General features: G+C 53.6%; 5 protein-coding genes. 1 reads left to right on the top strand and 4 read right to left on the bottom strand.

Translation table 11 applies throughout. The features are described 5' to 3' along the window. Positions 1–97: 97 nt before the first annotated feature. A complete protein-coding gene (locus AC3WQT_RS13040; RefSeq protein ID WP_492704384.1) occupies positions 98–1618 on the top strand; it encodes a tryptophan halogenase family protein in 1521 nt (506 codons plus the stop codon). Positions 1619–1933: 315 nt separating this feature from the next. Here AC3WQT_RS13040 and AC3WQT_RS13035 read toward each other — a convergent pair whose 3' ends face one another. Genes AC3WQT_RS13035 through AC3WQT_RS13020 form a run of 4 tightly spaced genes read right to left on the bottom strand, consistent with a single transcriptional unit; the run spans position 1934 to position 12462 of the window. After that, positions 1934–2641, bottom strand: coding sequence for a 4'-phosphopantetheinyl transferase family protein (locus tag AC3WQT_RS13035; protein WP_492704383.1), 708 nt, complete (start codon positions 2639–2641; stop codon positions 1934–1936). Continuing rightward, positions 2632–4341: a thioesterase domain-containing protein gene (locus AC3WQT_RS13030; protein WP_492704382.1), complete on the bottom strand. Its 1710-nt coding sequence runs from the start codon at positions 4339–4341 to the stop codon at positions 2632–2634. The genes AC3WQT_RS13035 and AC3WQT_RS13030 overlap by 10 nt, the downstream gene beginning before the upstream one ends. Next, the gene (locus tag AC3WQT_RS13025) at positions 4338–5486 is read right to left on the bottom strand and encodes a Gfo/Idh/MocA family oxidoreductase (RefSeq protein ID WP_492704381.1); all 1149 of its coding nucleotides are present in this window, start codon (positions 5484–5486) and stop codon (positions 4338–4340) included. Before AC3WQT_RS13025 ends, AC3WQT_RS13030 begins: the two co-directional genes overlap by 4 nt. Continuing rightward, complete coding sequence (locus AC3WQT_RS13020) at positions 5479–12462, bottom strand: beta-ketoacyl synthase N-terminal-like domain-containing protein (protein ID WP_492704380.1); 6984 nt, start codon at positions 12460–12462, stop codon at positions 5479–5481. Before AC3WQT_RS13020 ends, AC3WQT_RS13025 begins: the two co-directional genes overlap by 8 nt. Between the last annotated feature and the right edge of the window lie 49 nt (positions 12463–12511).

Below are 12511 nucleotides of genomic sequence, written 5' to 3'. Positions count from 1 at the left end.
TCAAAACCCGCAAACTCCCCGCGCCGCAAGGCAGGGGAGTGTCTTTAAAGGCAGTGACCGACCAAACGGTCACTGCCGTTTTTTTCTGGGAGACGCAATGACCACGAACAACCGGATCAGTAATATCACTATCGTCGGTGGCGGTAGCGCGGGCTGGATGGCTGCTGCAGCTCTTGCTACTTATCTTGGGAAGGGGGCCACGATACGCCTGATCGAGTCCGAAGAGATAGGCATCGTCGGCGTAGGTGAGGCCAGCGTCCCGCACATCAGGCTATTCAACGGACAATGGCTAGGCATAGACGAAGCCGAGTTCGTCAAGCGTACGCAGGGCACCATCAAGCTCGGCATTCAATTCAATGACTGGGGCCGCATCGGTGACAGCTATATCCACGGCTTCGGCGCAATCGGTCGTTCACTGGGGCCGCTGCCGTTTCATCAGTTCTGGCTCAAGCTGTTTCTCTCTGGCCGCGCTGCGCCGATCGGCGACTACTCCCCACAGACAGTGATGGCACCACGCGGCAAGTTCGCGCCCGGCGACCATAATGCACCGCCCAACTCGCCGCTGGCTGACATTGCCTATGCCTATCATTTCGACGCCACGCTATATGCACGCTATTTGCGTGAACTGGCAGAAAGCCGTGGCGTACAGCGCATAGAAGGCAAAATCGTCGGCGTGAAGCAGCGCGACAACGATGGCTTTATCGAGTCGCTGACGATGGAAAGCGGTGCAGTCGTCGGCGGCGAATTGTTTATCGATTGCTCAGGTTTTCGCGCGCTGCTGATCGAGCAAACACTAAAGACTGGCTACCTCGACTGGACACATTGGTTACCGTGCAACCGCGCACTGGCAGTGCCGAGCGAAAGTGTCGATCCGATTACCCCATACACGCGCGCCACTGCACGTGCAGCAGGCTGGCAGTGGCGCATTCCGCTGCAGCATCGGGTTGGTAATGGCTACGTGTATTCAAGTCAGCATATCAGCGATGACGAAGCTGCCGCAACCCTGCTGGCCAATCTGGATGGCAAGGCTCTGGCCGATCCGCGCCAGTTGCGCTTTACCGCTGGCATGCGCAAGAAGTTCTGGAACAAGAATGTAGTGGCATTGGGGCTGGCCAGCGGTTTCCTTGAACCACTCGAGTCAACCAGCATCTACCTGGCACAGTCCGGTATCACACGCTTGCTGAGCCTGTTTCCCAAGCGCGATTTCAATCCGTTGCTGGCCGAACGATACAATCGTGAATCCGTGACAGAATACGAACGCATTCGCGATTTCCTGATCCTGCACTACCATGCAACAGAACGAAAGGACACGCCGTTCTGGAATCATTGCCGCACGATGGAAATCCCGGACAGCTTGGGCGAGGCGATAGCACTGTTCCGCTACGATGGTCGCTACTTCCGTAATGGCGAAGATTTTTTCGCGCTACCGAGCTGGGTCCAGGTCATGCTGGGCCAGCGCATCATGCCGCAAAGCTACCACCCCATAGTCGATGACATGCCTGAAGACAAACTGCATGAATATGTCGAGGGGATGCGCACAATGCTCTTGCATGCTACAGCTGCGATGCCAACGCACCAGCAATGGATAGACCGGTACTGGAAGTCGACAGCGAAATGAAAATGAGCACACAGTTGAATGCATCAGCAGGTCTCGAAATTGGCTTGAGGAGTATTATTTATGAGCACCGACAACAATTTTTGGCAGTTTATTAAATAATCACATTCGCCGCGCTTGTAATGTTCGCCGTAATTTATTGACTGCTTGGCTAATGATCAGTTTGCTGATCTGGCTGACTATGAGTGGATATGGTTTGTATTATCTGATTACAGATGATAGATGATAGTCGCCACATCTGGTCGATGTACCACCGAATCAGCGGTGCTATTTTGCTAGTTTTGCTTATTTGGCACTTCAAGGCTGGCAGACGGCAGCCTATTGAATTTCTATGGTCCGGAACTGCCTGCCTGTTTTGACATCTGGAACCGCAATGGCAAAGTGCGTATCTCCATGTAGAAGATGCTGGACATGCCAGGAATCGCCGCTCAAGCTGCAAGTGTAGTTCGCATTCTCATGGTTATTTAGCCGTAGCGAAGTAAATGGCACGGACAAACCTGAACCCATGCATTTTGTCACGGCTTCCTTCATGCTCCAATTTGCCAGGAAATTCATTTCAGCCGATTGTCTGGAAAATAAAAGGTCATCTCGCGGATGAACGATAGCAGGGAGCAAACTCCGATAATCAATATCCCTTGTTTGCTCTACGTCGATACCAACAGGATGGGACTGACTGAAAGCCAAGGCTACCCAGTCGCCACTATGCGACATATTAAAATGTATTTCTTTATTCCCCTGACCGGACAGGTAAGGTTTGCCAGCTGGCCCGGTATCAAATTGCAGTGATGCAGACGCCAAGCCAGTCAGTTTGCTTAATATCTGACGCTTTAGACCATGTGCAAGCAAATGTCTTTGTTTATCGGCTTCAAAAACGTAGGCATGATACCGGGCTTGTTCTTTATCATTCAATAGTCTTAGCTCCATCCTGTCTGCCAGATGACGTCTGGCCAAAATGACGAGTATTTCATCTGAAAAAAAATGAATATTTTCCAGTATGTGCCTGGTCGCACATGCTGCTACTGACATGCTAAATCCTCATACAGTTTTGTATTTTCATCCGCTCTGAGTGCATCTGATAGCCAGCCCAGCAGCTCAATACGACGTTTGCGCAAGAAGAAATGCCCACCATCAACCATGCGCCAATCGAAACCTGCCCCAGCATGGCGCCCCCAGCGACGCGCTTCTTCTACCGTGACCAGATGATCATCGCTGGCTGCAACCATAAGCATGGGAGCATGGATTTTATCGTCGGCTGAGGCGACATATGCTTCAGCCAGAGCACTGTCATTGCGCAGGATAGGAATGATGGTGCGCATCATTTCTGCATCTGCCATGATCTCTGGCGGTGTACCACCCAGATGTCTTACTTCACCAGCAAAGTCATGATCGTTATAAGCTGATACACGGCGTCTTAATGGCAGGCTGGGGGCAGGACAGGCCATCAGGAACAGTAATGCCGGTTTATGCCCCATGTGTTCAAAGCGACGTGCTACTTCAAAAGCAATCTTGCAACCCAGGCTGCATCCCATCAACGCCCAGGGCAGATGTGTGTATGGGGTGATCGCCACGACAATCTGGTCCACCATGGTGTCCATATCGCTGATAACAGCTTCTGCCAACCGGCTTTCACGGCCAGGTAATTGCAAGGGGCATATGCGCCATGCACGTCTGCTATCACACTGTGGCAATTGCCATTGACGGTACACTGATGCACCGCCGCCTGCATACGGCAAGGCGAAAACATTGCATCCCTTATTTGCATCCGGTGTAGTAAATGGGAACCACTCTGAAGTAGAGATAGCAGTCACTGCTGTGTTTTCCAGTTGGTCCAGCCTTGCAGAGCGCCCGCTCAGTTTTGCTGCAATCTCTTGGCTGACTTTGCCAGCTGGTGCGTCGGCACGGCGCAAATGGAAGACGTGGTAGTCAGCCCGACCATCTTGCAATGCGTGGAACAGGCCGGATTCAGGCTGTGCCAGGTAGCGTTCGAGCTCTACGCGCAAGCCGGGTTTATCGAGAGTATCGAGAGCCTTATCCAGCCTTGTCCATAGACCTGCCGGGCTGGCAGTTCTGGCAGCGCATACTTGCTTGCTGACCGAGCGTTCACGCTCCAGCACGAAGCCGCTTTGCAGCAATGCCTGGCGTATGGGTTCAAGGGTGTCGGCGGCCAGCACGTCGGCATAACAAAAGCGGCCGCCGGGTTTGAGTACGCGATAAGCATGGAAAAAAAAGGCGGGCAGGTCGGGGTAAGCCCCCGATGATTCCAGATTCAATAAGACATCGACACTCTGGTCTGCGTAAGGCAGACGGCAGGCATCGGCTACCTGGAAACGTAAACGGGCATGCTGGTGGCGTTTGCGGCAGTAAGCAATATTGGCTGCGCTGAGGTCGGCGCCAGCCAGATTGGCGTCGGGATATAAGCGCGCAAGCAAGGCCAGTGCACCGCCACGGCCGCAACCTACGTCCAGCACGCGCTTGCCTGCCAATGCGGTATCACCAAGCACTTCCAGTATCAGACGTGCTTGTGCCATGCCGGTTTCTCCGGAGGGCAGGGTGTTTGATGCCCAATCCGGTAAGCCAGTTTGTGGTGCATAGCCCCAGTTCAAGTAAAGCGCATGTTCTGCCAGGCCGGCGTTCTCCAGCACTTCCGCCAGGCCTGCATAGGCCTGGCGATTGCGCTCCAATGTGGCACTTGCTGTTGATTGCGATTGCATTGCAGTCTGACTCATGACTGATACTCCTTTGCATAGCGAACAGGGTTGGGATAGGGCGGCTGTGGTGGTGAGCAATTGGTCGTCTGCGCCGGGCCGACTGCACGCATGATGCCCAACCATGCCTCACCATGAGCTTGCCACCACTGGTCTTGATGAACCGGGGCGTCATCCTGCACCAACTCATCAAGCGCGGCATGTATTGCCAGAGGGAAGTCATGTGCAGCAGCTTCAGTCAGGCTGGGGCCGTGTGGCTTGCCAAATATCGTTGCAGTGGGTTGGCGGTTGAAACGGCTTTCTGCAAACTGATCCTCTGCCAGCAGATAAGAGGACTGGGCATCATCGCGTTCATAGTCAGGCGCGTAGATAGGGTGGCTCCAGACTACCGGCCCATAGCTATTGGCCAGCAAGACATTACCTTCAGGGCCACCTATGGCAATTTTATGCATTACCAGACTATGATGATCGGGATCTTGCGGGTCAAGCCAGGTTTGCAGGTTCAGTGAAAACGGCACGCCACCTATCAAACCCTGTACAGCCCGGAAGGGCCATGGCGACGCGTAGTCTGCAAGCGCTCCCTGCAATAGCAGAGGTTCTGAACAAGCAAAAGGAGCGGCTTTACCCAGGGTGCGGCAGACAATATCCAAACTTGAATACAGCAGTTGCAAGCTCGTGGTTATTTCTATGAAAGCTGGTGGGCGCTCAGTAGCACTGCGCCTTGCATAGTCAATGAAACACTTGCCAGCAGGCAGATGTGGATAAAAAGTATTGACGTGATAACGCTTGCCATGCTGTGCAGCGAGTGCACGCAAGCGCAGGATGTCAGTCGGGTGCACGGGATGTTCCTGCAATACATGTATCCCCTTTGACAGCAGCGCACGTGCCAATAAGGAACCATCGCCACCGACGATGGCACTGCGCACCACGACGCAGGCTATGTCTATATTGCCGGGTAATTGCGCAACATCGGTATACAGCGGCACGGCCAGTTTGTCAGCCAGTGCACGTGATCTGGCGCTTCCCCTTGCCACGATGCCAGTCAGGCGATAACGAGATAGATGTGCGGGTCGGGCAGACCACAGATGTTCGGCACAATTAAGGGCGGCCAGGTAATGCTCGCCAAAGCGGGTGCCGCAGACAATCACGTTGAGGATATCAGCCATGCGACACCTCTTTACCAGACTGCAGCAAGCTTTGCGGACTGGAGTTCCATGCAGCAGGTGAGTTGGCCAGGGTCTGCAGGATAATGCCGAGATGGCGCATCAGCGTATCACCCAGTTCACTGGGTAGTACGCCCGTGTGCAAGTCTATGTTATACAGTAGCGCACTTTCTTCTTCCAATACCTGGAAGTGCAGTGCCGTGCCTGGCTGTGTTGCTATTTCATAAGCAGGCATGCCAAGCAAAGGGTCGGATGTTTCTGGGATCGCATAGGTAGTGCGCACACCCAGCAGGCTGGTCATGGCGATAGCAGGGATAGGCGGGCGACCAGAGCCCGCTGCCCGATAGGCAGTCAGCACGCTAGCAGCGTCCAGCAAATCAATTGCCAGCCTTTGCTGTATGGACTCAGCGCATGCATGCGCCAAGCTCATGAAACTGGCGACATTGGTATGACAGCCAATTACAGCGGTATCACTGGCATCGAGCATGACATTACCTATCTGTGCATGTAGAGGTTTTCGGTCAGGATAGTCGAGTCGCAGACTGAAGTCAGGGCGCTCTGAGCATGCGGCGATGGCCGTGGCATACGCCGCCAGCATGACAGCGGTGCCGGTCAGGCCTGCTTGCGCAGCAGTTGCCTTCAATGTCAGCCAACTGCTGCGGGGCAGGGCTTCACGCCAGACTTTGATTTCACCGCTTGATACCTCAATGGCACCAGTTTTTGCCAGCGCTGGCGCTGGTGGTAGTTGTGCAAGTTGTTTGCCGTATGTCGCCAATTGTTTTGCATGAATCGTAGTCGTAGCCAAGGCTTGTTCACATGCATAGTAGTCGCTGGCATTGAACTGCAGAGCAGGTAAGCGCCGTTGCGGATCAAGCACCCACAAATGCAGTTCTCGCAGCATGATGCGGAAGCTTTCTATGTCTGTCAACGTGGTATCTATGCGCAAATGTATGCGCAGGACATCCTGGTTTTCCAGCTTGATTTTGCTGGCACGCCAGTCAAAATGTGGCCAATTTTGAAGATCACTTGTTACGTGTGTCATTTCTTCGCGCAATGCAGCCAGTGCTATATCTCTTTGTTGAGCTGTCAGTTCGCGCAAGTCATTTGTCTGCAACAGGTAAGGCGGTGCTTTTGCCATGACATGCAAATTTGCCTGCGCGTCGACAGTCGTGCGTAGTACAGCGTGGCGTTCCAGCAGCAGCTGCCATGCGAGTTCAAAACCAGCCAGGTCAAAATTACCTGGCTTGTCGAACTCCACATACAACTGCTGCGGCAAGTCTTTGCTGCGTAATTGCCAGCGCAGTTTGCGCAAGCCTGTCAGTGCTTGTGCCTTGTTGTCTGGTCGTGGCAGTACATCACCATTGCTGGCCAGCCAGCCGCCTTCACGCTGTTCCAGTTCCAACAATGCCTGGCGTAATCCTGATATTGCCGGGGCTTTGCCTGCTGCATCCAGATTTGGGTGCAGTGCATTCACCAGTATTTTTGCCAGGGCTGCAATGCTGCCACCCTGGAATGCGACTTCAGCAGACAGTTTGAAACCCAGCTCCTGCTGTATGGTTTCACTCAACTCCAGAAATAGCAGGGAATCCAGTCCCATCTCGACCAGTTTGCTATCCTCACTCATATCTGCTTCAGCACATTGCAAGAGATTACTGAGGCGGCTACGCAAATAACGCTGTGCTGCAGACAAGACTGAGACAGTGTCTGCCTGTAGCAAGGCAGCTACAGGATCGGTTTGCCCAGTCATTTGCAGTTGTAATGCCGCAGCCAGAGTTTTTGGCGTATCAGCCTTGAACAGAGTTTCTGCTGACACGGTCAGACCATATTTTTGCTTCAATTGTTCGGCCAGATCCAGCATCAGCAATGAATCCAGGCCCATCTGTACCAGTTTGCTGTCTTCATTCACCTGATCAACAGGACAACCAAGCACACCAGCGATATGCTGACGCAATTGATGTAGCAGGGGTATGGTTGCATGTTCTGCCGATGCCGGTTTCTGCGTAATTGTGCCAAGTGATTCCTCATTCCAGCACCGGCTAAAGCGTACTTGCTGTGCTGGAGTCGCTTGAGCTGCAAAACGTTTCCAGTCCACATTGCAAGGCAGATAAACCGAGGCATTGCCGCCTATGGCACTGGCCAGCAAGGCCCAGCCCTGGGCGTTTGACATGCCCAGCATGCCGCGTTCGGCCAGATAAGCTGCCAGCCCCTGGCGCTTCTCGCTTTCTATCTCGCGCCAGAAGCCCCAGGCTAATGCCAAGGTGTCGTAGCCAGCGCGGCTACGGTGCTCTGCCAATGCTTCAAGGGTGGCATTCGCCAGAGCATGGGCACCTTGGCCTATAGGACCAAATGCACTGGCTGCTGAAGAGAAGTAGACTGTCAGAGCAGGCTGCAATTGCGCTTCCAGCGCATGCAGGCGCAAGGCAGCACGCAATTTTGTTGTCAGGCTGGCTTCCCAGTCTTGAGCTTTTATGGCGCTCAATGGAGCATCATTAAGCAGGCCTGCGAGATGGAAGACGATGCCCAGTGCTGGCCCGTCGGTCAGTCTTTGCAATGCTGCTGTGAACGCTTCTGTGTCGGTCACTTCGGCGTTGGCATCGACATGGATCGCGACACCCTGGCTGCGTAGCATGTCCAGCACCTGCTTTTCTTTGCTATCAGGTGAGCGTCGCGTCAGGCAGACCAGGTCACGTGCACCATTGGCAACCAGCCAATGTGCCAGTTCCAGGCCCAGTTCACATAAACCACCTATCAGCACATGACGGCCCTCGGGCAATGGTACCGCTGTTGGCAAGGTCGCTGGCGTCAATTGCTGGCGATATAAAAAACTATCCCGCATAGCGAGTACAGGCGCGTGTTTTAACTGGGTATCCCTTAGCAATTGCAAGATCACTTGCACTTGTTCTTGTGCATTGGCATTTGCAGTATCTAGCTGCATGCAATGCAGATTTGGCATTTCCTGACGTGCTACCGCCAATAATCCACTCGTACCAGCTGCTGGCCAGGAAGTGCAATGGTCCATCTCTGTGACTGCATAGGCATTTGGAGTGAGGATGAATAGAGGCGGCACGGTAGCTAGTGTCGCCAATGCCGACATCAGATTCACCAGTGGTGTTACACCCATGGTGTCAAAGAGCGAGATTGCATCATCGAGATTCTTGGTGGTCTCTGGTTTGTACACGACGGCATCAAACGTAGTATCTGAGCACAGTAGTGTCGTCAATGCCTGTTTATCCTGCATAAGTTCAGCTACAGATAGCATGCGGCAATCGACACCAGCATTGGTGAGTGCCTGGCTGAAATCGGTTTGATTATCATGACTGATATACAGCACACGTCGCGGCAATAGTTGTGGCAATAGAAGCGACTGGTTTGTCGCAGCTACTGGCTGCCATTGCCAGCCAAACAATTCTGCATCGCCTTTGTCAGACCACAAAGACGGCAAAGCGGCAGGACGGCATAACAAATCTATTCCCCGCAGGTCGAGCTGCACCTGGCCTGTGGCATCAGTCACCACAGCTCCGTGTTCAGTGAGATGCAGGCGCAGGCTTTGCACGTTGTCTGTAGATGTGACCAAATACAGGCTATCCATGCCAGCAAGCCGGGATGCATCGTCATTCAAAGCTCCGATCACACGGTCAAGCAATGTATGGTCAGACGGGTCCAGATGAATAGCTTCTGCGACCTGTCTGTTCTGCCTGCGCAATGTGCGGGGATGCGAGACAGTGGCGGTCAACAAAGTTTGCTGGATGTCTCGTGCGTCTGTTACCGTTGCATGCAAGCGGTCGCCGCTATAAGACAATGCCAATCGCAAGGGAGAGGGTGCATTGCTGATATCCAGATGCCAGCGCAGGTTTTCCAAATGACATCTGCCAGCCTGCGGCAGCCAGGCATAAACGGCTGCGATGACTTTACCGATAGTTGGCTCTGGTATTGTCAGCACATGGGCGTTATCGGGCTTGGCAACAACCGTATTTATTGACGCGCTGTCCTTGACCATGCCTGGCCAGCGGGCCAGTATTATCTGTTCACCCAGTGCGTGAGTAGGCAAGTTTGCTGCAGGCATGGCATCGGTCTGTACAAAACCGGCATCAGTCAGTGCCTGCTGCCAGTGCAGGCAGCTGGCAAACAATTCTCCATCACGCTGATCACTATCGCTTAATGCAGGTACCAAGGGGCCAAAGACAAAGTCGAACAGTTTTTTGGGCGTGGTGATTTCACGCATCATCAGCACACCGTCTGGAGCCAGCACCGTAGCCAGGTTGGCCAGCATGACGCGCAGGTCAGGCGCATTGTGCAGTACATTGGCGGCGACGATCAGGTCATAACTGCCTGCTTTCAAGCCTTGCGCAATAGCAGGGCCATTCATGTCAAAACTCTGGTATTGCATGAAGGGGTAAGCCGCGAATTTCTTGCGTGCTTTTTGCAGGAATAGTGTACCCAGGTCAGTAAAGGTATACAACTCACAAGCACCAGCAGGCAATTGCGCAAGTATGTCACGCGTCGTACCACCGGTGCCGCCGCCCACTTCCAGTATGCGCAGTGGTCGTCCATGTGCTTTCGCCAAGCCCGCTACAGTTGCGGCGGCGATACTATTCAGGTAGACAGAATACGGCTGGTCCTGATACATGTGCTCAACATCGTCGGTGGCGGCACCAGGAAAGACGATACTGACTGCATCCACTTTTTCAGCTAGCATCTCGGCCAGACGCGGGCCAGTACGTTCAACCAGGTCAGCCAGTTGCTGATAACCCAGTTCACGCATCAGCAGCAGCCAGGGATGTGGGTCCGGCAGGTCTTTGTGCAGGTTGCGATAACTGAGCTGCTCACCTGTATCACGTGTTTCCAGCAAACCAGCATCAGCATGGTCGCGCAACAGGCGGGCAAATAACTGATGGAAGCGGACAGGTGCACCAGCGGCTTGCAGGCAAGCTTTTACATCCATCCATTCATCATTATTATTAAATATTCCCAGCGTGGAAAATGCCTGCCCCACATAGGCAGCATGCAAAGCGTCAACACCTTCGTTTTCACGTGGAAGAGCTGACAAGTCGAGGTCGGCAGCCAATACTGCTGCGCTTTGATGACCTGCATTGCGCATCACTTGCCATGTGGGATGCTCGCCACTACTAATAATGGCTGGAACAATTATGGGTTTCGCATACCAACAACGTTCACCTTCGAAAGGGCAAGTTGGTAACAAGGCGCGTGCCACAGGGCGGACAGCACAAACAGGGTGCTGTTCCCAAGTAGGATGTTCAGCGCTGGCCTGTGCTATTACAAAATCAAGCAAGCTCTGCTTGCCAGCATCAGGAACTAGTGCATCAGCTATCCATGCATGAGTTTGCTGACTTTGGAGTTTTTTGCTTTTTTTATCATCGCCATCGATAAAGGCGTACAGTAAATTGATAAGGTTGTCGGCATCATTGGCCAGCAGTGCCAGACGATAAGGGTATATGCTGCGGTGATGGACACTGGTGGCGCAATAATCCGCCAGAGACTGATCGGCGGTCCATTCACACAAACGCCATGCATGGCGCTGCGCCAGCGTTTTCAAGGCGGCTTCGCTGCGCGCGCTGAGTAGCAAGAATACTGGTGCTCCGTTGGCAGGCGTCAATGTTGCACGTACCGGGGCTTGCTCCAGTATCGCATGACAATTGGTGCCACCTATGGCAAAGGCGCTGACAGCGGCCCGACGTGGCTCTTGATCCAGGGGCCACGGTAATAACATTTGTGGAACAAAGAAAGGGCTGTTTTCAAAATCTATGGCCGGATTGGCTTGTTCATAGTGGAGACTGGGTGGCACCTGGCCAAAGTGCAAGGCCATCGCAGCTTTGACGAAACTGGCGACACCCGCAGCAGTGTCCAGATGACCCAGATTGGATTTCACTGAACCAAGGGCGCAATACTGGCTGGCACTGGTGTGCTTGCGCCAGGCACGGGTCAGTGCTTCCACTTCTATAGGGTCACCCAGCGGGGTGGCTGTACCATGTGCTTCTACCAGGCCTATGCTGGCTGGATCTACTTCTGCCATCACTAGGGCTTCGCTGATGACGCGTGCCTGGCCTTCTGGCGATGGCGCGGTATAGCCTGCCTTGCCAGCACCATCATTGTTGACGGCAGAGCCACGGACGATGGCCAGTACCGGGTCGCCGTCAGCCAGGGCGCGTTCCAGTGATTTCAATAAGACCACGGCCACGCCATTGCCTATCGTGGTACCGCCTGCCTCTGCATCAAACGGGCGGCAATGGCCATCCCTGGAAAAAATCATGCCTTCGCGATGCACATAGCCAGATTCTTGCGGGAAACCTATGCCAGCACCACCCGCCAATACCATATCGCACTCACCGCTGGCAATCTGTTCGCAAGCCAGATGTATCGCCACCAAAGAACTGGAACAGGCGGTCTGTACTGTCATGCTGGGGCCGGTCAACCCCAGCTTGTAGGATACGCGGGTGGCAAGATAGTCCTTGTCGTTGCCTATCAGTCGGGCGAAGGTGGATGGTGAAGCGATCTCTTCCATTTTATCGAAAGAAGCGGCGGGATAGCTGCTCATCTTGCAGGCACCGATAACGCCTATCTTCAATTCGTCACCCTTGGCGGCCAGTTCGGCGGGAGCATGTCCAGCCATTTCCAGCGCTTCCCATGCGCACATCAGGAACAGTCTTTGCTGTGGGTCTATGGATTCTGCTTCATGGCGTGAATAGCCAAAGAAACCCCAGTCAAAGCGGTCTGCATTTGCCACAACCGCAGCGGCTGGCACATAGCCTGGGCGTTGCAACAGGGCGGAGTTGACACCAGCAGCAGCCAGTTGCTCTGCGTCGAAGAAGTTGATGAGTTCTTCACCGTCAGCCAGTCTGCGCCAATATTCAAAAATATCATCAGCGCGCGGCATGCGACAGCCGGCACCGATGATGGCGACAGGCATACTGTCACCATAGTCTGGTGTTGTCGCTGAATTGATTTGATTGCTTGTATTCATAAATATCCTTGTATATTTTATTTTTGTGATTTCTTATTGTGATTTTTAG

The organism is Undibacterium sp. FW305-107 (assembly GCF_058788535.1).
The sequence above is the reverse complement of the archived record's forward strand: the minus strand, read 5'-3'. Positions and strand labels throughout refer to the sequence as shown.

Bases quoted from the DNA above. Each gene is read 5' to 3' on its own strand.
- AC3WQT_RS13040 (WP_492704384.1), top strand. From the start codon at position 98: ATGACCACGAACAACCGGATCAGTAATATCACTATCGTCGGTGGCGGT.
- AC3WQT_RS13035 (WP_492704383.1), bottom strand. From the start codon at position 2,641: ATGTCAGTAGCAGCATGTGCGACCAGGCACATACTGGAAAATATTCAT.
- AC3WQT_RS13030 (WP_492704382.1), bottom strand. From the start codon at position 4,341: ATGAGTCAGACTGCAATGCAATCGCAATCAACAGCAAGTGCCACATTG.
- AC3WQT_RS13025 (WP_492704381.1), bottom strand. From the start codon at position 5,486: ATGGCTGATATCCTCAACGTGATTGTCTGCGGCACCCGCTTTGGCGAG.
- AC3WQT_RS13020 (WP_492704380.1), bottom strand. From the start codon at position 12,462: ATGAATACAAGCAATCAAATCAATTCAGCGACAACACCAGACTATGGT.